The following is a 21,508-nucleotide window of genomic DNA, read 5'->3' as shown; positions in this document are numbered from 1 at the left end:
AACCCACCACCCGGACCCCAACAACTCCACCCCGGCAGACAAACCGCGCCCCAACCCACCACCCGGACCCCAACAACTCCACCCCGGCAGACAAACCGCGCCCCAACCCGCCACCCGGACCCCAACAACTCCGCCCCGGCGGGGAAAGTGGGCGGCGCGTAGATTGAAGACGTGACCGAGCAGCAGCGCTACGAGGTGGTTCGGCGCCATCCGCAGTTCGAGCTGCGGCGCTACGCCCCCCACGTCGTGGCCGAGGTCGTCGTGACCGGCTCCTTCGAGGACGCCGGCAACCGGGCCTTCCGCACCCTCCTCGGCTACATCACCGGGCAGAACCGCTCCGCGACCAAGGTCGCCATGACCGCGCCCGTGATCCAGAGCGACTCGACGACGATGGCGATGACCGAGCCCGTGCAGCAGACCCGCACGTCCGAGGGGTCGTATGCCGTGGCGTTCGTCCTGCCCGCGTCGATCACGCTCGCGGACGCCCCCGTGCCGACGAGTCCGGAGGTCCGGCTGCGCGAGCGGCCCGCCACCCTCGGCGCCGCGCGACGCTACGGCGGACGGTGGACCGAGGCCTCGTTCGAGGAGCACCGCACGGCCCTGGACGCGGCGATCCGACAGGCGGGGCTGACCCCGGTGGGCCCGCCGCGGTGGGCCCGCTTCGACCCGCCCTTCATGCCGTGGTTCCTGCGCCGCAACGAGGTCGTCCAGGACGTCGTCGACCCGAGCGTCCCGGCCACCGACGACTAGACGAGGGACCGGCTAGAGCAAGGCGAGGCGAGATGCCTCAGGCGGCGAGGCGCCAGGCCAGCACGCCGAAGAGGACGCCGAGCGCGTTGGTCGCCCAGTGCATGCCGACGCTGGCGAAGAGGCTGCCGCTGCGGCGGCGCAGCTCGCCGGCGAGGACGCCACCGAGGGCCGTGAAGAGCACGGTGCCGCCGACGACGGCGACCTTGGCGAACGGGCCGAGACCGGCGACCGCCGAACCGATGGCGGCGTTGCCGGTGGCAGAGGCCATGGCCGGGAAGACGTGCCACAGGCCGAAGAGGAGCGAGGACCCGACGAGGACCTGCCACATGCGGGCGTGCCGGGACAGGAAGCCCCACAGCACGGAGCGGAAGGCGACCTCCTCGAGCAGGATCGTGCCGATGGGGATCATGACGAACGCCGTGAGCAGGGCGCCGGCCGGCGGCAGGTGGTAGCGCACGTCGAGGAAGGCGGTGCGCGTCGAGGGCAGCAGGATGCCCACGAGGTAGACGGCGCCGACGACCGCGATGACGCCGAGGCCCCACCGGATGCCGCGTGCGTGCGTGTGCCGGGCGAGGCCGAGCTGGTGCCAGGTCAGGCCCTGCCAGCGCGCGAAGGCGAGGAGGGTGACGGCCCCGAGCGGGCCGAGCCACATGGTGTCCCAGCCGAGCACGTGGTTGGCGACGTTGAGCCCGACGAGCGCGAAGACGACGGCCACGGTGGCCGCCAGCCGAGCGCGTCGACCGCGGGCGATGAGCGCCAGACGGTGGCGTCTCACCGGGTCGTGCAGCTGGTCGTGCAGCGTGTCGTGCGGGCCGGCGGCCGGCACGGCGACGCCGCCGGGTGTTGGCTCGACGGCGACGGCAGCAGGGCGCAGGACAGGGAGGCTCATCCCCTCCATTTTCGCAGGTCAACCTGTGGAAGGACTGTGCTCTGGGCGCAACGTGACCACGTTCACCACGCGGGTCACTCGGGTCACACGAGTCAGCGGCGACGCTCGACGAGGCCCCTGACGTACTCCGCCTGGCCGAGGTGCTTGGCCGCGTCGTCGAGCACCGACACGATGCGCACCGCAACGGTGACGGGCGGGTCCCAGTGCGCGTCGACCACTCGGTCGTAGCCCTCGGCGTCGAGGCCCTGCACGAGCGCGGCCGTGCGGTCGTGGACGGCCGCGTGGTAGTCGCCGAAGAGGCCGGGATCGGCGACGGTGAACCGGCCGACGTCCTTCGAGTTCATGCTCCAGCCGTGCGCATCGGGCGGGTAGGGCAGGCCGAACCGGTCGACCCAGCCGTCGTCGAGCCACGCGGACTGCTCACCGGCCAGGTGCGCCACCTGGTCGTCCTGCTGTCGCGCGAGGTGCCAGACGAGCCACGCGATGTGGTTCGCGTCGGCGTCGGGTCGCCACAGCAGCTCGTCGACGGAGAGCCCGTCGACGACCTCCGGCACCCCGTCCCGGATGCGTCCGAAGCCGTCGAGGAGCAGGTCCCGTGCCGTGTCCGTCATCGCGTCGTCCATCTGCCCAGCATGCACCTCGGGCCTCGGCCACGGCGGCGAAGCGCCCGGCTGCCTGACGTCACGGCGCTCGAATCCGATTCGTGCACAGGTGTCCCCGGACGAAACGGACGTTTCGCGGGTCATGTATCTGGGCGACGCCGCAGCGCTCTTAACCCTCGCGCCCACCACACACACGCAATGACGCAGGGTGCCTTGACCCAGGAGAAGCGCATGACCCTCAACCTCACCCCCACCGCCCGACGGGCCACGAGCCTCGCCGGACTCTGCGACGGTGCGGTCCACCTCCCCGGCGACCCCGGCTACGACGCGGCACGCCTGCCGTGGAACGTCGCGCTCGACCAGCGCCCCGCCGCCGTCGCCCTGCCCACCACCGTGGCGCACGTCCAGGAGGTCGTCCGCGCCGCCGCGGCCGCCGGCCTGCGCGTCGCGCCCCAGAGCACCGGGCACAACGCCGGTCCGCTCGTCGACCACGGCCTCGACGACGTCGTGCTCGTGCGCACCGAGCGGATGCGCGGCGTCACCGTCGACGCGACCCGCCGCATCGCCCGCGTCGAGGGCGGCGCGCTGTGGATCGACGCGACCGAGCCGGCCGCGGACCACGGTCTCGCGGCGCTGCACGGCAGCTCGCCCGACGTCGGCATCGCCGGCTACAGCCTCGGCGGCGGCATCGGCTGGTACGCCCGCAAGCTCGGGCTCGCCTCCAACAGCCTCACGGCCGTCGAGCTCGTGACCGCCGACGGCGAGCACGTGCGCGCCGACGCGACGCAGAACGTCGAGCTCTTCTGGGCGCTGCGGGGTGGCGGTGGCAACTTCGGCGTCGTCACGGCCCTCGAGTTCCGCCTCTACCCGATCGAGACGGCGTATGCCGGCATGCTCGTCTGGGACCGCGACCAGGCCGAGCGCGTGCTGCGTCGCTGGGCCGACTGGGCGCCTGAGGCGCCGGACTCCGTCACGACGGCGTTCCGCTTCCTCAACCTGCCGCCGCTGCCGATGATCCCCGAGCCGCTGCGCGGCCGGTCGCTCGTCGTCATCGACGGGGCGGTGCTCGGCTGCGACGCCGAGGCCCGCGGGATCCTCAGCCTGCTGCGGGGCCTCGGGCCCGAGATCGACACGTTCGACCGCGTGCCCGCACGCACCCTGACCCGTCTGCACATGGACCCGGAGGGCCCCTCGCCCGCCGTCTCCGACGGGACCCTGCTCGGGGAGCTGAACGACGCGGCCATCGACACGATCCTCGAGCAGGTCGGGCCCGGCTCGACCTCCTCGCTGCTCGCGGCCGAGCTGCGCCAGCTCGGTGGGGCACTCGGCCGGGCACCCGAGGGCCACGGCGCCCTCGCGACGATCGACGCGGCATACGCAGGCTTCGCCGTCGCGATCGCGGCCACCCCGGAGCTGGCGATGCAGGGGCAGCTCGACGCGCACCAGTTCACGGCGGCGCTCGAGCCGTGGTCGACGGGCCGCAGCTACCTCAACTTCGCCGAGAACGCGGTCGACGCCCGCACGGGCTACACCGAGTCGGCGTGGCTGCAGCTCAAGGGGATCCGGTCGGCCTACGACCCGGAGGACCGCTTCCTCGCCAACCACCGCGTGCCGCGCCTCTTCGAGGACGGCAAGGTCACGGCCTGACCGGGCGGACCCTCGCTCGAGGTGATCCCGGCACCGACGACGGTGCCGGGATCACCTCGACCCGGAGGCGTGGGTGAGAATCAGGGCATGACACATCCCGGCTACGACGTCGACCGGATCCGGTGGCACTTCCCGGCCCTGCGCGAGGGCGCCGCGCACTTCGACGGGCCCGGCGGGTCCCAGGTGCCCGACACCGTCGCTACAGCCGTCGTCGAGACCCTGACCTCGGCCATCTCGAACCGCGGCACGGTGACACCGGCCGAGCGTCGCGCCGACCGCATCGTCGTCGAGGCCCGTGAGGCGATGGCTGACCTGCTCGCCATGGACCCGCGCGGCATCGTCTTCGGGCGGTCCGCGACCGAGCTGACCTTCCACCTGGCCCGCACCCTGTCCAAGGACTGGGGCCCGGGCGACGAGGTCGTCGTCAGCCGCCTCGACCACGATGCCAACATCCGACCCTGGGTGCTGGCCGCCGAGGCCGTCGGCGCCACCGTGCGCTGGGCCGACTTCGACCCGGCGACCGGCGAGCTGCCTCCCGAGGCGTTCGCGGCCGTCGTCACGGACCGCACCCGGCTCGTCGCCGTGACCGCCGCGAGCAACCTCATCGGCACGCGCCCCGACCTCCCGGCCATCGCCGAGATCGCCCACGCCGCAGGGGCGCTCGTGTGGGTCGACGGCGTGCACGCGACCGCCCACGTGCTCACCGACGTGCCGGAGAGCGGCGCCGACTTCTGGGTGTGCTCGCCCTACAAGTTCCTCGGCCCCCACCTCGGCGTGCTCGCGGCCTCACCCGAGCTGCTCGAGTCGCTGCACCCCGACAAGCTCCTCCCGTCGTCCGACGCCGTCCCCGAGCGGTACGAGCTCGGGACGCTGCCCTACGAGCTGCTCGCGGGCACGACCGCAGCCGTCGACTTCCTCGCCGACCTCGCCCTGACCGACCCCTCGCTCCCACGCCGCGAGCGCCTCGTCGCCTCCTTCGCCGCGCTCGAGGAGCACGAGGACGGCCTGCTCGCCACGCTGGAGCAGCGGCTGCGCGCGATCCCCGGCCTCACGGCATACAGCAACGCGAAGCACCGGACCCCGACCCTGCTCGTCACCGTCGAGGGACGCGACCCGCAGGAGCTGCGCGCAGCCCTCGCGGAGCGCGGCGTCAACGCGCCGGCCGGCCACTTCTACGCCTGGGACTGCAGCCACCACCTCGGGCTGGGCGCTACCGGCGGTCTGCGGATGGGACTCGCGCCCTACACGAACGCCGACGACATCGACCGCCTGGCGACCGGCCTCGAAGAGATCTGCGGGGGCGAGCGGTGAGCCGCCCGGTGCCGCTGCCGGCAGGGCCCGGCCAGGAGTCCGTCTGGGACTACCCCCGGCCGCCCGCCGTCGACCCGAGCGGCGAGCTCGTCGAGGTCCACCTCGGCGGGGAGGTCGTGGCCCGCACCCGCTCGTCGCTGCGGGTCCTCGAGACGAGCCACCCGCCGACGTACTACCTGCCGCTCGACGCCTTCGTCGACGGCGCGCTCGTGCCGGTCGAGGGCAGCACCGTGTGCGAGTGGAAGGGCCGCGCCGCCTACTACGACCTCGTCGGCGGCGGCCGGCGCGCGGCCCGCGCCGCGTGGACCTACCCCGAGCCCGTGCCGACATATGCCGTCCTGGCCGGTCACGTCGCCGTGATGCCCGGGCTCGTCGACGGCTGCTTCGTCGACGGCGAGCGGGTGCGCGCGCAGGACGGCGGCTTCTACGGCGGGTGGATCACCGACCGGGTCGTGGGGCCGTTCAAGGGCGGACCCGGCTCCTGGGGCTGGTGACGACGCACCCACCTCCGCTGCGTCGAGTGCCCACTTCCCGACACCAAGACCCGTCGAGTGCTCATTTTCCGCGGCGGAAACTGAGCACTCGACGAGGCCAGTCCGTCGAGAAGTGGGCACTCGACGGGAAGTGGGCTTCAGCGGGTCAGCGCGGGACCGGCTCGATGCGCGCCTCGACGACCTCGCCGTCGCGCAGGTCGAGCAGCGCGACCGTGCCGACCGGCTGACGCCGCTTGTCGGTGGGCGACCCCGGGTTGAGGATGCGCAGCCCGTCGCCGGTCTGATCGAGCGGGATGTGCGAGTGGCCGAAGACGACGAGGTCGGCGGTCGGGAAGCGCCGCCGCAGCCGGGCGGTGCGCCCCTGCTTGGCCCCACTGTCGTGGACCATGCCGATGCGCACCCCCTCGAGCTCGATCTCGAGCGTCTCGGGCGCACCCCACGCGGCGACCTCGGGCACGTCGTTGTTGCCCATCACCACATGAACGGGCGCATGGCCGTTGAGCAGGTCGAGGACGTCGGGCGTGCACACGTCGCCGGCGTGCAGGATGACGTCGGCCGCGTCGAGGTGCGGCAGGAGCGCCGGCGGGCAGGACTTCCAGTGCCGCGGCGCGTGGGTGTCCGACAGGACGAGGACCCTCACGACCGCACGCGCTCGAGCACCTCGCGGACGGTGGCCTCGACGAGCGCCACCTTGTAGCCCGTCTCGGGGAGCGGGGTGGCGCCCTGAGCGGCCGTCGCGGCGGACCGCGCAATCGTGTCGTCGTCCAGCGTCGACCCGGTGAGCAGGGTCTCGACCGCCCCGAGCCGCAGGGGGACCGGCGCGACACCCCCGATCGCGAGCCCGCACGCCGTGACCGCGCCGGCGTCGTCACGGACCACCCGGACGACCGCCTCGACCAGCGGCCACTCCGCCTCGAAGCGGCTGATCGAGCGGAAGTAGGCCGCCTGCTCGCCCGCCGCCGGCGGCGGCAGCACGACCCGCGTCAGCACCTCGTCGTCGGCGAGCAGGTGGTCGCGGGTCGGGTCGGAGCCGTCGCCCAGGACGTCACCCACCGCGAGACCGTCACGCTGCGTCGTGTCGACGGTGGCGGCATACGTCAGCAGGGCCATCGCGAGGGACGACGGGTGCGGGTGCACGCACGGCGCCGTGTCGAAGACGTTGCCGTAGAGGTGCCGACCGTCGCGCGCCGGGCAGGAGTCACCGCCGGACTTGAAGCACGACGTGTGCGGGTGGCGGAAGTACCAGCAGCGGGTGCGCTGGAGCAGGTTGCCGCCGATGGTCGCCGCGGTGCGGACCTGGGGCGTCGCGAGTCCGGCCGCGGTGAGCGCGAGCGCCGGGTAGTCACCGGCGAGGTCGCGCGCCAGGGTCGCGACGGTCACGCCGGCACCGAGGGTCGTGCCGGCGTCGGTGCGCTCAACCGCGGCGAAGCCCGGCACTCCCGTGAGGTCGAGGATGTGGGGCGTGGCCCCGGTCGTCCGCAGCCGTTCCTGGAGGTCGGTGCCGCCGGCGCGGTAGGCGAGCTCGCCGGTGCCGTCGGGCCCCTCAGGCCGCTGGTCGTATGCCGTGAGGATCGTGACGCTCATCGCGCACCCCCTGCCCGCAGCCCCTCGAGCAGCCGGTCGGGTCGCACGGGGAGGGTCAGCGGCCTCCACCCGGTGGCGTTGAAGATGGCGTTGCCGACCGATGCCGCGGGGCTGATCGTCGCGACCTCGCCGAGGCCGACGCCTCCACCGGGCACGCGGTCCCAGCCGTCCTCGTGGAAGTGGATGTCGATCTCCGGGGTGTCGCCGAGCTGCGGGATGCGGTAGTCCTCGAGGTTGGCCGTCAGGGTCAGGCCGGTGTGCGGGTCGAGCACCTGGTTCTCGTAGAGCGCGAGCCCGACGCCCTGGATGACCGAGCCCTCGCACTGGCTGCGGGCGAGGACGGGCGCGTGGATGCGGCCGACGGCGATGCCGCCGTGGACGCGCAGCACGCGCGTCTTCCCGGTGCGGGTGTCGACCTCGACCTCGCTGACGTGCACGGCGGCCGAGAAGCCGCGGCCGACCTGGATGCCGCCCATCGTCACGGGGATGGCGCGCATGCCGCGGTCGCCGCCGCGCTTGGCCGTGGCCGACACCCCGTCGGGGGCGCCGGCGAGGTCGGTGCCGATGCGGGCGCGCAGGCTCGTCGCGGCCTCGACGGCCGTCGACCACAGCGAGACCGTCGTGCGGCTGCCACCGGAGGCGGGGCCGTGGGTCGCGCCGCTGTTCGCGAGCCCGAGCCGCACGTCCACCGCGGTCGGCTCGACGTCGAACACTCCGGCGACGGCCCGGGCAAGGACGGTGCGGCTTCCGGTCCCCATGTCCTGCACGGCGGTCGACACGACGAGACGCCCTGCCTCGACGCGGACGACGACCTCGCAGTCGGGGTCGACGAAGTACATCCAGTTGCCCGCCGCGACACCGACGCCGCGACGGTAGCGGCCGGTCCGGCTGCCCGTCGCCGGGCGGCCCTGCCACGTCGGGAGCGCCGAGGCCCAGCGGTAGAGCGCCTGCCGCTTGGGGTTGCCGTCCCACTGCGCGCGCAGCTCGATGGGGTCGCGGCCGAAGCGGTGGGCGGTCTCGTCGACGGTCTGCTCGAGCGCCCACGCGATCGTCGGGCCGCCGGGGCCGCGGAACGGCGCACCGGGCGGGGCGTTCGTGACGACGTCGACGTCACGGGCCAGCCGCGGCGTGCGGTCGTAGAGGAACATCGCGAGCGCCGCGACGCTGTTGCCGACGGCGATGCCGGCGTGGCTGTCGGTGTCGACGGTGAGCGCCCGCACGGCCTGGGTGTCGTCGTCGACGAGCAGGGACACCCGGGAGCGGCTGCCGGGGCGGTTGCCCGTGCCGGTCAGCTCCTCGTGCCGGTCGAGGACGAGCCGCACGGGACGACGGCTGAGGCGGCTCAGCGTGATGGCGGCGACGGCCTCCATCGTCAGGCCGAGCTTGGCCCCGAAGCCGCCGCCGACGTGCTCGGCCACGACCTCGACGTGGGTCGGGTCGAGGTCGAAGTGGTCGGCGATCTCGAGGCGCATCGCCGCGACGCCCTGGGTGCTGAGCCACACCCGGAGGTACTGCGGGTCGCTCCAGTCGGCGACGCACGCGTGCGGCTCGAAGGCGGTGTGCAGCTGCGCCGCCGTGTGGAACTCGAGCTCGACCAGGCCCTTGCGTCCCTCGGAGCGCGCCGACCGGATGCGGCGCTTGGCGAGGGTCCCGAGGAACGGGGCGCGCGACGGGCCGTGGACGTTGCCGTCCCACGGCGCCGGCATGGGCGCGCCCTCGCTCGCCGTCGGCGCCTCCTTGCGGTCGGCCTTGGTGGCGTAGACGAGCGGCGCCCCGGGACGCACGGCCTCGTCGGGGTCGATGACGAACGGCTCCCGCCTGAACGGCACCGCCAGCTCACGCGCGAGACGTCGCGCCTCGGCCTGCGTCTCGGCGGCCACGACGGCGATCGGCTGCCCGGCCCACCGGACCCGGCGGTCCTCGCCCAGCACGTCGATGCCGAGCACGCCGTCCGGGAAGGTGATCGGACCGACGACCCCCGCAGCGTGGTCCGAACGGCGGATCGCGGCGTGGAGCATCCCCGGCCGCACGACGTCGGTCGTGTAGACCGCGGCGCCCGTGACCTTGGCCGGCGACTCCACACGCTCGACGCGCCCGACCCGCTCGTCGCCGCCCCCGGCAGCGTCGTGCTCGCCACGGCACGCGGCAGCCACCGCCCGGTAGATCCCCTCGTAGGCGCCGCACCGGCACAGGTGCCCTGCGAGCGCCTCGGCCACGGTCTGCCGGTCGGGCTCGTCGGTGCCGTGCTCGGCGCGCCACCGGTCGTAGAAGGCGACGGCGTCGACGACGAAGCCCGGCGTGCAGTAGCCGCACTGGAGGCCGTCGTGGTGGGCGAACGCGCGCTGCACCGGGTGCAGGTCGTGCCCGCCACCATCATCGTCACCTCGACGCGCGATGCCCTCGACCGTCGTGACGCTCGCGTCGCGCAACCGCGTCGCCGGCGTCAGGCAGCCGAGCACCGGCTCGCCGTCGACGAGCATCGTGCAGGCGCCGCAGACCCCGCTGCCGCAGACGAGCTTCGTGCCGGTCAGGCCGAGCCCGTCACGCACGAGGTCCACCGCCGACTCCGTGCCGTCGACCTCGACGACCCGCGTCTCGTCGTTGACCGTGGTGGTGAGCTCCATGAGGACTCCTGCGGTTGCGTCTGCGTCTCGACGAGACGGTGCTCACGACGCTACCTCCGCGACCGCCTCCGGCGCGATGATGGTGTCGAGGGCTCGACGACTCGACACGAGGAGACGGTCATGCGCATCGCGGTGCTCGGCACGGGCGGGATCGGCGGCTACTTCGGCGGGAGGCTCGCGGCAGCGGGGCACGACGTCACGTTCCTGGCCCGGGGCGCGCACCTCGAGGCGATCCGCGCCCACGGCCTCGTCGTCACGAGCGTCGCCGGCGACTTCACGGTGCAGCCGGCGCAGGCCACCGACGACATCGCCTCGATCGGCGGGGCGGGTCCCGTCGACGTCGTGCTCCTCGCCGTCAAGACGTGGCAGCTCCCCCCGGTGCTGGCGGCGCTGCCGGCCCTCGTCGGCGCCGGCACCGCGGTCGTCACGACCCAGAACGGCGTCGAGGCGCCCGACCAGGTCGCTGCCGCCGTCGGGCGCGCGGCCGTGCTGCCCGGCATCGCCAAGCTCTTCGTCCACATCGAGGCCCCCGGCCGCATCACCCACGTGGGCGGCCCCGGGTCGCTCGTGGTCGAGGAGTGGTCGGCCACGCCGGGCGCCCCCTCCGAGCGGGTCACCCGGCTGCGCCAGGCGATCGTCGACTCCGGCGCCGCGTCGCCGGTGCCCGAGGACATCTGGGCCGAGCTGTGGTCGAAGATGCTGTTCGTCGTGCCGTTCGGCAGCCTCGGCGCCGCCCTCGACGCCACGATCGGCGAGCTGCGGTCCAAGCCGTCCAGCCGTGCGCTCCTCGAGGACGCGATGCGCGAGGTGGAGGCACTGGCCCGGGCACGCGGCATACGCCTGCCGGATCGCGTCGTCGCGGGCACGATGGCGTTCGTCGACGACCAGCCCGCCGACGGGACGACGACCTTGCAGCGCGACCTGCTCGAGGGCCGGCCGTCCGAGCTCGACGCGTGGACGGGCGCCGTCGTGCGCCTCGCGAGCGAGTCGCGCGTGGACGTGCCGTTGCACCGGCTGCTCCTCGAGGTGCTCACCGCGCGCCACCCCGGGGCCCTGCTGGGCTGAGCCCCGCACACCGATGGCGTATGCCGCGTGCCGACCTCCGCGTCGACGTGTCGGTCAGAGGTCGGGCCGGCACACCCCGCGGCCGAGGATCGCGAGCCCGCGACGGTCACCGTCGGAGGGGCCGGCGCCCGTGCCGCCCGTCTCGGACATCAGCTGCGTCGCGTCGGAGACGTGGTTGAGGCCGAGGACGTGGCCGATCTCGTGCTCGACGACGGCCCGGGCGGAGTCACGACGCCCCGCCGCGAGCAGGTCGTCCATCGCGGCGCGGTCGAGCCAGACCGACCCGGTGACGTAGACGAGCACGCCGTCGCCGGCCGCGCGCGGCGTGCTGCCGCCGAGCCCGACGGTGCCGCCCGCGAGCCGCGGGATCTGCTCCGGCGTCGCGAAGGAGATGTAGACCGGCGCCCACCGGTCGCCGTAGCGGTCCGGCTGGTAGGGGTCGCGCTCCGGCGTCGGGGCCTCGTCGGTGAGTCCGTCGTCGACGAACCGCAGGCCGCTGGCCGCCGACATCGTCGCGACCGCCTCGCGCACGAGGGCGTCGCCCCCGGGCGGCAGGCCGACCGTGCTCGTCGTGAAGTGGATCGGGCGGCACGGGTCGTAGGCCACCGGGTCGGCGCCGTCGCCCTGCATCCGCATGAACGTGTAGCCCCCGTGGCCACCCGGCATCGACGGGGGAGCCCCGAGCGGCGCACGGGCCGCGCCGATGCCGGCCGGGGGCGCGTCGACCCCGAGACCGTGCCGCGAGTCGAAGGGCCGCACCTGCCACAGCCAGACCGAGACCGCCACGACGACGACGGCGAGGACCGCGACGGCCCGCCCCAGCGGCAGACCCGCCCACGAGAGAGGCGCACGGGTGGCCCGGTGCCGGCCGGGTACGCGAACGAGGGACCCCTGACGCATGTCCTGCATCGTGCCGTGAACCGCCCGTCCTGTCGCATCGAGTCCGTCGCCCGTGCGGGACCGACCCGTGACGTACCCAGCGCGCCTGCGTCGCCCACAAGGTCGTCGGCTAGGTTCAGCGTCCGTGGACTGGTTCGAGGCGGTACGCGACCGGGTGGTCCCGGCGACCGGCGACGTCGCGCTGACGGCGCCTCGCCTGCTCATCGTCCTGGGCGTCGCCCTGGTGCTCGTCGCCGTCGAGCCGCTGTGGCGGGTCGTGCGCCTCGCCGTGACCCTCGTGCACGAGCTCGGGCACGCCGTCGTGGGCGTCCTCGTCGGTCGGCAGTTCACCGGCTTCGTCCTGCGCGGCGACATGTCGGGCCACGCCGTGACCCGGGGCCCCGTGCGTGGGCCAGGGCGCGTCGCCTCGACGTGGGCGGGCTACCCGATGCCAGCACTGCTCGGCGCCGCCGTGGTGTGGGCCGCCGGACGCGGCTGGGCTGCCCCCGTCATCACGGCCGGGCTCGCGGTCCTGCTCTTCGCCCTCGTCCGGGTGCGATCGGCGTTGACGGTCGTCGTCATGGTCGTGTCGATCGCCGCCTCGGCCGCCCTGTGGTGGTGGCGCGACGACGCGCTGCAGACGCAGGTGCTCGTCGGCTTCGGGGTCGTGCTGCTCGTCGGAGCCTGGCGCCACCTGTCGGCGGTGCTCCGCGACCGCAGCCGCGGCAGCGACCCCGGGGTCCTCGCGTCGCTCACCCGCGTGCCGCGCGGGCTGTGGAACCTCTCCTTCGTCGTCGTGTGCGCCCTGGCGACCTGGGTGGTCGGCGCCGAGGTCGTCGCCACCCTGCGCTGACCCCACGTGTTCGAACTCCCGCCGCGGGGTAAGCGGCGATCGGGTGAGCCGTGGGGGAGCCACCCGCACACCCTCGAGGGGTGCCTCGGCCGGTCTGCGTCCGACCGTGGCAGACCCGGCGACCCGCAGGTGAGCGACAGGCGGGTCGCCGGGTCGCGCCCTGCGTCCCGCCACGTCCGCCACGTCCGCCGCGCCCGCCGCGCCCGGTGGGTCGGAGGTCGGCGTCGGCCGGCAGGCTCAGTTGAGGCTGAACGGCGGGAGCGGGGCGCGCGCCACGGCACCGAGCGCGGCGGCGAACTCCCGCTCGCGCCGGACGAGCTGCAGGCCCAGGCGCAGCCGCGACTCCGTGTCGCTGCTCGAGAGGAGGCGCTGGCGATCGGTCACGTCCAGGCTCACGGTGTCCGGCACGGCATACGCCAGCGAGCGGTCGTCGGCAGGGAACTCGGGCTCCTGGCCGGTGGCGTCGGCGAACGCGGTCAGCTCGGCGCGCAACCGGGCAGCGAGGTCGAGGACGGTCGCCGGGTCGCCGTCGGGCTCGGTCAGCCAGGTGACGCGAGCGGTCGTGTAGGGCGTCTCGGCCGACTCGTCGATGGCGTCGAGGTGGAAGCGGTCGGTGCCCTCGGAGACGACGAGGAAGCGCTCGCCCTCGAGGGCGGCGGCCTGGGTCAGCAGCGCGCCGCAGCCGACCGGATGGAGGGCGCGCACGCCGTCCTCGCCGACCTCGAAACCCTCACGGATGGCGACGACGCCGAACACCGGCGAGCGCTCGTCCTGGCCGTCGAGCAGGTCCCTCAGCAGCTGGATGTAGCGCGGCTCGAAGATCTGCAACGGCAGCCGCCCACCGGGCATGAGCACGGTGCCGAGCGGGAACAGCGGCAGGATCGCCATACGACCAGCCTAGGTCGCAACCGCGACGGCGCCAGTGGCGCTGTCGAACCCTGGGGACCTCAGTCCGAGACTCCGGACGACATCGCCTGCGTGGCGGGCAGGTCCTCCGGGTCGACGACCGCGGGACGCGAGCCGGTGGTCGAGCCCTCGCGGACCTCGCCGTGCAGCTCCTCGACCTCGTCGAGCATCTCGGCCGGCGAGCCGTTGATGGCGGTCGCCAGCCCGAGCGCCAGGCCGCGCAGCTCCTGGTCGCCGAGGCCGAGCCGGACCGCGACCGCGGCCGCGTTGACGGGCCGCTTCTCGGGGTCCTTCTCGAGGCACTCCGCGATGAGGTCGCGCAGGTCCTCGGGGATGTCGTCGGGCAGCGGCGGGGGCGGCTCGTTGACGTGGCTGAGCGCCGTCGCGATGGGGGTGCCGCGATCGAAAGGGCGCTGTCCGACGAGCATCTCGTGCGCCACCACACCGAGGGCGTAGAGGTCGCTCGCGCCGGTCGCCGCGTGCCCGAGGGCCTGCTCCGGGCTGATGTAGTTGGGGGTGCCGAGCATCTCGCCGTGCTGTGTGTGGCCCGAGGCGTCGAGGGCGCGGGCGATGCCGAAGTCGGTGAGCTTCACGAGGCCGTCGTCGCGGACCATGATGTTGGCCGGCTTGATGTCGCGGTGCACGACCCGGGCCTCGTGCGCCACGCCGAGGGCGAGCGCCGCCTGACCCATGATCGAGCGGACCTCGGTCGCCGGGAGCGGCCCGCGCTCCCTGAGCACCGCGGAGAGCGGCTCGCCGGACACGAGCTCCATGACGAGGAAGGCGAGGCCCTGGTCCTCGCCGTAGTCGAAGACCGTCGCGATGTTGGTGTGCATGAGGGCCGCGGAGTGCACGGCCTCGTCGCGGAAGCGCAGGGCGAAGAGCCGCTCGTGGTCGGCGTCGGGACGCATGATCTTGACGGCGACCTCACGCTGCAGCACCGAGTCGGTGCCGGCCCAGACGTCAGCCATCCCCCCGGAGGCGATGCGCTGGTCCAGGCGGTAGCGCTCGCCCAGCACGAACCCTTCTTCCAGACGGTTCATGTCAGGGGCACCTGCGGCTTTCGGACTGAAGGTGCGCGTCAGTTGACATCTCAAGGGGCCTTCGTCAGCGGTCATGGTACGTGAGGACGTGGAGGTTGGTGAACTTCCCGTCCCGGACTGATTCGAGCCGTCCCCCCGGGTGCACGGCTCCCGCCTACATACCCCTGTCCGTACCGCCTCGAACAGGTGATTTGGTCGCTTCTTGGATGCGCGAGGGGGGGAACCGTCGCCTCCGCTTCGCTCCGGCTCCTCCCAAATCCACGCGTCCCATACGCGATGACGAAGGGCCCCACCGACATGCGAAAGGGCCCCAGTTCCTGAGAACTGGGGCCCTTCGTCATCGCGTGCGCGAGGGGGGATTTGAACCCCCACGCCCTTTCGGACACTGGCACCTGAAGCCAGCGCGTCTGCCGTTCCGCCACTCGCGCGTGACAAGGAGACAGTGTGCTGTATCAGGCCCACTATCGCCAAACCGGGCACGCCCGGAGCCTGTCGAGGACGATCGCGTATGCCGTGTGGCGCGCTACGTGACCACCGGTGCGTCCGCGTCGGGGACCTCGCGCGCCACCACCTGAGGTCGCTCGGCCGAGGAGCCCGAGCCCCCGGCATACCCCTCCCGGTGGCGGCCTCGCGCAGTCCTCTGCGGGTCGCCGAGCGACAGAGTGGCGAGCAGCCCGAGCACGAGGAAGCCGGCGGCGGTGAACGCAGCGAACCTCGTCGCGTCGGAGAAGGCCTGCTCGGCGACGGGCGCGGCGGCCGCGGTGCGTGGGTCCTTGGCCAGGGCGGGGATCGCCCCGCCCGCGCTCTCGACGACGGCGTTGACGATGCCGGTCCGGGCGGCCTCGGGCACCCCGAGGTCGGTCAGGCCCGAGTCGAGGCGGGCGCCGGCGGTCGTGAACAGGACGGTGCCGAGGATCGCGATGCCGAGCGCCGAGCCGACCTGGCGGGCCGTCGACTGCAGACCGGAGCCCTCGCCGCTGCGCTCGACCGGCACGTCGACGAGCACGACGCCGGTCAGCTGCGCGGTCGCGAGCCCGACGCCGAAGCCGTAGACGAAGAGGCACGGCGTGACCGCGAGCCACGACGTCGAGGGACCGATGACCAGCCCGAGCCCGGCGACGCCGACGATCTCGGCGACGATGCCGATCCGCACGATGGCGGCCGCGGTGAGGCGCGCGCTGAGCACCGTGACGAGGCCGCTCGCCGTGAACGAGCCGATGGCGAGCGCCAGGAGCACGAGTCCGGTCTGGAAGGCCGTGTAGCCGAGGACGTTCTGCAGCCACAGCGGCAGGGACAGCACGATGCCGAACTCGCCGAGGCTGACGATCATCGCGGCGATGTTGCCGTTGCGGAACGACCGGATCCCGAAGAGGTCGAAGCTGAAGAGCGTCGGCAGCCCGGCCGCCGTGCGCCGCAGCGTCCGCACGACGAAGGCCGTTCCGGCGAGCACCGTCACCGCGAAGGCCACCGCGACCGGCGACAGACCGCTCGACCACGTCCACGGGCCGAGCTGGAACGGCTTGGTCACGGCCCACCAGCCGTAGGTGCGGCCCTCGATGAGCCCGAAGGCGAGCGTTGCGAAGGTGACGGCCGACAGCAGCGCGCCGACGACGTCGATCCGCCCCGCCCGCGGCGAGCGCGACTCGTCGACGAAGAGCAGGACGCCCGCGACGATGAGCAGCCCGATGGGCAGGTTGATCCCGAAGGCCCACCGCCACGAGAACGACGTCGTGAGCCAGCCGCCGAGGAGCGGGCCGACGGCGACCATGCCGCCGATCGTCGAGCCCCAGACGGCGAAGGCGATGCCGCGCTCGCGCCCGGTGAAGCCGGCGTTGATGAGCGAGAGCGTGGTCGGCAGGATCATCGCGCCGCCGAAGCCCTGGATGATCCGGGCCCCGATGAGCGCCTCGCCCGAGCCCACGACGGCCGCGAGCACCGACGCTGCGACGAAGACGACGACACCGATGAGGAGCATCCGTCGCCGCCCGATGCGGTCGGCGACCGTGCCCCAGATGAGCAGCGTCGCCGCGAAGACGAGCGTGTAGGACTCCTGCACCCACTGGACCTGCGAGGAGCTGAGCCCCAGGTCGTCGACGATGTAGGGCACCGCGACGTTGACGATCGTCGAGTCGACGATGATCAGCGCCACCGCGACGCTGATCGCGACGAGGCCGAACCAGCGCCGCCGGTCGCCGCCGCGGGCCTGGCCGGCCTCCTGAGCCGCTGCTTGACTCATGGTCCCTCCAAAGTGTTTAGATCTCCTAAACATATGGAAGCAGTACCATCGCTCCATGGCAATCCCGCCCCCGGACAGCACCCCACCCCGCACCCCGCCCCGAGCCCACGAGCCCGAGACGTGGGCGCTGCGGGCCCTCGGGGCAGCCTCGGCCGAGGCGTCCGGCGCACTGGCCAGGCGCATGCGGATGCACCCGACCGACCTGTCGGCGATGAGCCACGTCGCCGCCTCCGACGGCCACCTCGGCCCGCGCGAGCTGAGCACGCGCCTCGGCATCACCCCGGCCGCGATGACCGATGTCGTCGACCGGCTCGAGGCCGCCGGGCACCTGCTGCGCGAGCGCGACACCGCCGACCGTCGCCGGGTGCGGCTCGTGCCCACCGAGTCTGCCGCCACCGAGGTCCGCGGCCAGCTGCGCAGCCTGCTCGACCGGCTCGACGCCCTGACCGACGACTTCACCGACGCCGAGCGCGAGGCGATCCACCGCTACCTGCAGGCCGCGACCGAGGCCTACCACCGGTTCGCCGTCGACGAGGGCTGACGCCCGTCGCTCAGCAGGCCCTCAGGTCGGGTCAGGAGGCGGGCCGGGTGCCGCCGTGCGGCACGCCGAGGAGGTATGCCGCGTCGGCGAACGCGCCCCCGAGCACCCCGGGCGGACGGCTGGGGTCACGACGCTCCACCTCCGACGCGTGGACCTCGGCGTCGTCCTGGGGGTCGAAGCCGATCGCCAGACCGGGGGCCAGGTCCACCCTGCGCCTCGTGTTGCGCGACACGCCCCACACGACGTGGTGGCCGACCGCATCGGTCGTCAGCGTCGCGAGCACGAGCCGCGTCATGTCGTCGGGCGACAGCCACGACTGCAGCGAGCGCGGCCCGCCGGGAGCGTCGTCGAAGGTCATGATGCGGGCGCTGACGACCGTCATCCCGAAGCGGCCGGCATACAACCCCCCGAGCGCCTCGAGCGCCGCCTTGCTGACGCCGTAGTACGTGTCGGGCGCCGGCAGCGGCATCCCCTCGCGGACGAGCGGCGCATCCACCGGCACGAACCCCGCAGCGTGCACCGAGCTGGCGAGCAGCAGCCGAGGGACGCCGGCCAGCCGCGCCGCCTCGCACACGGCGTGGGTGCCGTCGATGTTGACGGCGAGGATGTCGGCCCACGCCCGTTCGTCGGAGTGCGCGCCGAGGTGCACGACGAGGTCGGCGCCGGCGAAGGCCTCCGCCTGGGTGTCGACGTCGCGCAGGTCCGACTCGACCGCGCGCTCGGTCGCGGGGTCGACGTCGTGCACCGGCACTCCGGGCGCCTCGAGCAGGACGAGCCGGTGCCCGGCCGCGCACAGGCGCGGACGCAGCGCCGTCGCGATGCGACCGGACGCGCCGGTCAGCGCGAGCAGCGCCACGTCAGCGACCGGCCCGACGAGCCACCCGCGCCCGCCGGCTCAGAGGCCGTCGACGACGACGGCGGCCATCTCCATGCACGCCTCGTGCGTCTTGCGGCTGATCTTCAGCGGGTCGAGGTGCAGGCCTGGCGCGAGCATCGTGTCGTAGGGGATGTCGACGACCGCGCGCACCCACTGCTCGAAGTGCTCGCGGGTGTGCACGCCGGCGCCGACGTCGTTGCCCTTGGCCGACGTGTGCGAGATGACGCAGACGGCGTTGCGCACGAGGTCGCCCCGGCCCATGGCGACGAGGGCGTCGAGGTTCTTGGCGGCGACGACCGACGTGTCGTCCTTGAGCGAGGTCGCGAAGACGAGCATGTCGGCGCGGGCGGCGGCCGCGAGCCAGTTGGGTGACAGGCGGTTGTTGCCGGTGTCGACGACGATCATCCGGTAGAAGCGCGAGAGCTGCGTGTGGAGGTCCTCGAACTCCTGCTCGCCGATGATGCGCATCGCCTCGTCGTCGTCGGCCGAGGCCAGCACGTCGAAGGACAGGCCCCGCTGCTCGCGCACCCAGTGCTCGAGCTCGGACGTGCCGGCGTTGGGGTCCTCGGCGATCGTCGGCAGGGCGCCGAGCAGGTCGACGACCGTGCGGTGGTGGCTCTGCGACGGCGCGCGCATGCCGAGCGTGCCCTCGGTCTCGTTGTTGTCCCACGCGAGGACCGAGCCGGACCGGTAGCGGCCGAGGTAGCTGGCCAGCATCAGCGTGACGAGCGTCTTGCCGCCACCACCCTTGGTGTTGATGACCATGATCGTCTTGCGGCCGCCGAGGGGACGGGCGATCCGGTCGATGCGGTCGCGCTCGAGCATCTCCTTGACGCTCGGCCCCATGCCGAAGGCCTTGCGCAGGCCCGAGTTGGCCTTGGTCTTCTGGCGCTCACCCTTGGACCGGGCCGTGATGAGGTCCTCGGCGCTGGGGCGGTCGGAGTTGCCGGCGCGCGCGGCGGGAGTCAGGTCGTACTCCGCCGGGTCGTAGCCGCGCTCGGCGGCCACGGCGGCCACGTCGGGGTCGACGGCCGGCCGGGCGGCATACGCCCGCTGTGCCGCGGTGTGGTCGGTCGTCACGGAGGGCGCGGAGGTCGACGCGGCACCCGAGTCGTAGGCGTCGGAGGCGGAGCCGGCGGGCGTCCAGCCGCTGTAGGTCTGCTCGGGCTCCTCGGCGGCAGGCGCCGACCAGTCGGCGGTGCCGGGGTCGGAGGGCTCCCAGTCGGTCCACGAGTTGGTCGAGCCGGACGCGCTCGCCGAGCCGGCGCCCTCGGCGTCGTCGCTGCCGAGCGAGCCGCCGTTCTGCGAGTAGCCGTTCAGGCGGCCCAGCTCGGAGGTGTCGTAGGCGGCGGTGTCGTCGGAGACCTCGCCGGGCTGCCAGGAGGTGTCGTCCCAGGTCGAGCTCCACGGGTCGGCCGGGGCCGCCTCGGGCTCGGTGGCGCCGGCACCCGCTACGGGGATGGGGAGAGCGAAGCCACCCGGGATGGTGTTGTTCGCCGAGAAGCCGGGGATGCCCTGGCTCTCGGTGCTACCGGTCTCGTCCTTGCTCATCGAGCACTCCTTGCTGGCCTGACGCGGCGGGAACCTGGTGCGCGACCCCGCCACGGGATCCGTGTGATCGTCCCACGACTGCGCCACACATCAAACCCGCCGACCACCACCCTGCGGGCCCGAACGGGCGTTTTGCCCGGGCCTCCACAGACTGTCGGTTGGGGGCTGTAGGGGGTGACCCGGTTACGATGAAGCGCCCAGCACGAGCGCTCAACACGGAGGAGGAGACGGCGTGGGACTCATCAACCGTGTCGAGCACGGTCTCGCCAAGGCTGTCCACGGCGCCTTCGCGAAGGCGTTCAAGTCGGAGGTGCAGCCCGTCGAGATCGCGTCGGCGATCCGCCGGGCCATGGACGACCGCGCCGCCCTGCTGGGCCACGGCCGCGCCATGGTGCCCAACCTCTACACGATCGAGCTGAGCCAGACGGACTACGACCGCCTCGGCGACTACGAGGAGGACCTGTCCGACGACCTCGTCGCCGCGGCGCAGGAGCACGCCGACTCGCAGGGCTACCAGCCCGGCGGCCCGCTCGAGGTGCAGCTCGTCGAGGGTGAGGGGCTCGAGACCGGCGTCTTCCGCGTCCGCCCCGCCACCGCCAAGCAGGCCGGCCGCGAGCCGGCCCGGGAGCAGGCGAGCCCCGCCCCGCGACCGCAGACCAACGCCGGCACCGTCATCGACGAGGCCCCGGTCCACCGGCCCGCCCCGCGCTCGAACCCGTCGGCCCGCCCGTGGCTCGACATCGGCGGCGACCGCTACCCGCTCCTCGGCAGCCTGACCACGCTCGGCCGCGACGAGACCGCCGACATCGTCATCGACGACCCCGGGGTCTCGCGGCGGCACAGCGAGATCCGGGTCACGACCGACGGTCCGCACCTCGTCACCTCGATCCGGGACCTCAACTCGACCAACGGCACCTTCGTCAACGGCGACCGTGTCTCGAGCCAGCGACTCCAGGACGGCGACCGCCTCACCATCGGCCGCACCTCGGCCACGTTCCGCGCGGGACGCCGGTGAGCCCGATGACCCCCGTGCACGTCCTTCCGGCGATGACGACTGGTGACGCATGAGTGAACTCACCCTGACCCTGCTGCGGCTGGGTCTGCTGGCGCTGCTGTGGATCTTCATCTTCAGCGTCGTCGGCGTGCTCCGCACCGACATCTACGGCACGGCGGTGAGCCGTCGCGGACAGCGCAAGGCGCTCAAGCAGGCCGAGAAGCAGGACCGCCAGCGCAGCGCACCGCGCACGCCTGTCCCGGCAGCCGCGGGAGCGGGTGCGGCCGGCGCGGCCGGTGCGGCCGGTGCCGCCGGCGCGCCCCAGCCGGTCGGGCGCAAGGGTCGCGGCCGGGGCAAGGGCACCCCGACGACGCTCGTCGTCACCGAGGGCCCCCTCGCGGGCACGTCGCTGCCGCTGCGCAGCGGCGGCATCCTCATCGGCCGCAACCCCGAGTGCGCGCTCGTCCTCGACGACGACTACGCCTCGGGCCGGCACTGCCGCATCTATCCGGACCCGTCGGGCCGCGACGGCTGGGCCGTCGAGGACCTCGGCTCCACCAACGGCACCTTCATCGGCCGTGACCGCCTGACCGGGTCACGACCCGTCGAGGTGGGCACGACCCTGAGGATCGGCAAGTCCGTCCTCGAACTGCGAGGCTGAC

20 protein-coding genes and 1 tRNA gene are annotated in these 21,508 nt (G+C 73.5%); 9 read left to right on the top strand and 12 right to left on the bottom strand.

Annotation, left to right across the window (positions count from 1 at the left end):
* The first annotated feature begins 171 nt into the window (after window positions 1–171).
* Window positions 172–750, top strand: a complete 579-nt coding sequence (locus U5C87_RS04895) for an SOUL family heme-binding protein (RefSeq protein ID WP_330475507.1) — start codon at window positions 172–174, stop codon at window positions 748–750.
* Window positions 751–787: 37 nt separating this feature from the next.
* Here the strand turns inward: U5C87_RS04895 and U5C87_RS04890 are convergent, their stop codons facing one another.
* Window positions 788–1,639, bottom strand: a complete 852-nt coding sequence (locus U5C87_RS04890) for a CPBP family intramembrane glutamic endopeptidase (protein WP_330475506.1) — start codon at window positions 1,637–1,639, stop codon at window positions 788–790.
* A gap of 92 nt (window positions 1,640–1,731) precedes the next feature.
* Window positions 1,732–2,262, bottom strand: coding sequence for a mycothiol transferase (locus tag U5C87_RS04885; protein ID WP_330475505.1), 531 nt, complete (start codon window positions 2,260–2,262; stop codon window positions 1,732–1,734).
* A 177-nt stretch (window positions 2,263–2,439) separates the two neighbouring features.
* On the opposite strand from U5C87_RS04885, the gene U5C87_RS04880 reads away from it, so the two are divergent.
* The 3 genes from U5C87_RS04880 (at window position 2,440) to U5C87_RS04870 (ending at window position 5,693) form a co-directional block, all read left to right on the top strand.
* A complete protein-coding gene (locus U5C87_RS04880) occupies window positions 2,440–3,888 on the top strand; it encodes an FAD-binding oxidoreductase (protein WP_330475504.1) in 1,449 nt (482 codons plus the stop codon).
* An 87-nt stretch (window positions 3,889–3,975) separates the two neighbouring features.
* Window positions 3,976–5,199, top strand: a complete 1,224-nt coding sequence (locus U5C87_RS04875; RefSeq protein ID WP_330475503.1) for a cysteine desulfurase-like protein — start codon at window positions 3,976–3,978, stop codon at window positions 5,197–5,199.
* On the top strand, window positions 5,196–5,693 hold the full coding sequence (locus U5C87_RS04870; protein WP_330475502.1) for a DUF427 domain-containing protein: 498 nt from the start codon (window positions 5,196–5,198) through the stop codon (window positions 5,691–5,693). The genes U5C87_RS04875 and U5C87_RS04870 overlap by 4 nt, the downstream gene beginning before the upstream one ends.
* Window positions 5,694–5,838: 145 nt before the next feature.
* On the opposite strand, the gene U5C87_RS04865 is transcribed toward U5C87_RS04870, so the two are convergent.
* The 3 genes from U5C87_RS04865 to U5C87_RS04855 are packed head-to-tail and all read right to left on the bottom strand — an operon-like array spanning window position 5,839 to window position 9,901.
* Entirely contained in the window at window positions 5,839–6,333 is a 495-nt protein-coding gene (locus U5C87_RS04865) for a metallophosphoesterase family protein (protein ID WP_330475501.1), read from the bottom strand.
* Window positions 6,330–7,277: an FAD binding domain-containing protein gene (locus U5C87_RS04860; protein WP_330475500.1), complete on the bottom strand. Its 948-nt coding sequence runs from the start codon at window positions 7,275–7,277 to the stop codon at window positions 6,330–6,332. The genes U5C87_RS04865 and U5C87_RS04860 overlap by 4 nt, the downstream gene beginning before the upstream one ends.
* The gene (locus tag U5C87_RS04855; RefSeq protein ID WP_330475499.1) at window positions 7,274–9,901 is read right to left on the bottom strand and encodes a molybdopterin-dependent oxidoreductase; all 2,628 of its coding nucleotides are present in this window, start codon (window positions 9,899–9,901) and stop codon (window positions 7,274–7,276) included. The genes U5C87_RS04860 and U5C87_RS04855 overlap by 4 nt, the downstream gene beginning before the upstream one ends.
* Window positions 9,902–10,021: 120 nt before the next feature.
* On the opposite strand from U5C87_RS04855, the gene U5C87_RS04850 reads away from it, so the two are divergent.
* Window positions 10,022–10,966 (top strand): 2-dehydropantoate 2-reductase, encoded by a 945-nt coding sequence (locus U5C87_RS04850; RefSeq protein WP_330475498.1) that lies wholly within the window; start codon window positions 10,022–10,024, stop codon window positions 10,964–10,966.
* A 54-nt stretch (window positions 10,967–11,020) separates the two neighbouring features.
* On the opposite strand, the gene U5C87_RS04845 is transcribed toward U5C87_RS04850, so the two are convergent.
* The gene (locus tag U5C87_RS04845) at window positions 11,021–11,866 is read right to left on the bottom strand and encodes a matrixin family metalloprotease (protein ID WP_330475497.1); all 846 of its coding nucleotides are present in this window, start codon (window positions 11,864–11,866) and stop codon (window positions 11,021–11,023) included.
* Between the two features lie 124 nt (window positions 11,867–11,990).
* Between U5C87_RS04845 and U5C87_RS04840 the strand changes: the two genes are divergently transcribed.
* A complete protein-coding gene (locus tag U5C87_RS04840) occupies window positions 11,991–12,698 on the top strand; it encodes a M50 family metallopeptidase (RefSeq protein ID WP_330475496.1) in 708 nt (235 codons plus the stop codon).
* A 237-nt stretch (window positions 12,699–12,935) separates the two neighbouring features.
* On the opposite strand, the gene U5C87_RS04835 is transcribed toward U5C87_RS04840, so the two are convergent.
* The 4 genes from U5C87_RS04835 to U5C87_RS04820 all read right to left on the bottom strand — a co-directional run bounded on the left by U5C87_RS04835 (window position 12,936) and on the right by U5C87_RS04820 (window position 16,883).
* Window positions 12,936–13,586 (bottom strand): LON peptidase substrate-binding domain-containing protein, encoded by a 651-nt coding sequence (locus U5C87_RS04835; protein ID WP_330475495.1) that lies wholly within the window; start codon window positions 13,584–13,586, stop codon window positions 12,936–12,938.
* Window positions 13,587–13,645: 59 nt separating this feature from the next.
* Window positions 13,646–14,647 carry a serine/threonine-protein kinase gene (locus U5C87_RS04830; RefSeq protein ID WP_330475494.1) on the bottom strand — a complete coding sequence of 334 codons (1,002 nt, stop codon included), beginning with the start codon at window positions 14,645–14,647 and terminating at the stop codon, window positions 13,646–13,648.
* A 345-nt stretch (window positions 14,648–14,992) separates the two neighbouring features.
* Window positions 14,993–15,075 (bottom strand) — tRNA-Leu (locus tag U5C87_RS04825).
* A 95-nt stretch (window positions 15,076–15,170) separates the two neighbouring features.
* Entirely contained in the window at window positions 15,171–16,883 is a 1,713-nt protein-coding gene (locus U5C87_RS04820) for a DHA2 family efflux MFS transporter permease subunit (protein WP_330475493.1), read from the bottom strand.
* A gap of 55 nt (window positions 16,884–16,938) precedes the next feature.
* Here U5C87_RS04820 and U5C87_RS04815 point away from each other — a divergent pair, with 55 nt between their 5' ends.
* Window positions 16,939–17,424: a MarR family winged helix-turn-helix transcriptional regulator gene (locus U5C87_RS04815; protein ID WP_330475492.1), complete on the top strand. Its 486-nt coding sequence runs from the start codon at window positions 16,939–16,941 to the stop codon at window positions 17,422–17,424.
* A 31-nt stretch (window positions 17,425–17,455) separates the two neighbouring features.
* Here U5C87_RS04815 and U5C87_RS04810 read toward each other — a convergent pair whose 3' ends face one another.
* Together U5C87_RS04810 and U5C87_RS04805 are read right to left on the bottom strand one after the other, a co-directional pair.
* Window positions 17,456–18,280: an NAD-dependent epimerase/dehydratase family protein gene (locus U5C87_RS04810; RefSeq protein WP_330475491.1), complete on the bottom strand. Its 825-nt coding sequence runs from the start codon at window positions 18,278–18,280 to the stop codon at window positions 17,456–17,458.
* A 39-nt stretch (window positions 18,281–18,319) separates the two neighbouring features.
* On the bottom strand, window positions 18,320–19,852 hold the full coding sequence (locus tag U5C87_RS04805) for a hypothetical protein (RefSeq protein ID WP_330475490.1): 1,533 nt from the start codon (window positions 19,850–19,852) through the stop codon (window positions 18,320–18,322).
* 232 nt (window positions 19,853–20,084) lie between these two features.
* On the opposite strand from U5C87_RS04805, the gene U5C87_RS04800 reads away from it, so the two are divergent.
* Together U5C87_RS04800 and U5C87_RS04795 are read left to right on the top strand one after the other, a co-directional pair.
* Window positions 20,085–20,867, top strand: coding sequence for an FhaA domain-containing protein (locus U5C87_RS04800; protein ID WP_030197465.1), 783 nt, complete (start codon window positions 20,085–20,087; stop codon window positions 20,865–20,867).
* 49 nt (window positions 20,868–20,916) lie between these two features.
* Window positions 20,917–21,507: an FHA domain-containing protein FhaB/FipA gene (locus U5C87_RS04795; protein ID WP_330475489.1), complete on the top strand. Its 591-nt coding sequence runs from the start codon at window positions 20,917–20,919 to the stop codon at window positions 21,505–21,507.
* Window position 21,508 lies beyond the last annotated feature (1 nt).

Origin of the sequence: Terrabacter sp. C0L_2 (genome assembly GCF_036352015.1) — a bacterium.
In the GTDB taxonomy this organism is placed as follows: Bacteria; Actinomycetota; Actinomycetes; order Actinomycetales; family Dermatophilaceae; genus Terrabacter; species Terrabacter tumescens.
This window is presented reverse-complemented; position numbering and strand designations above follow the sequence as displayed.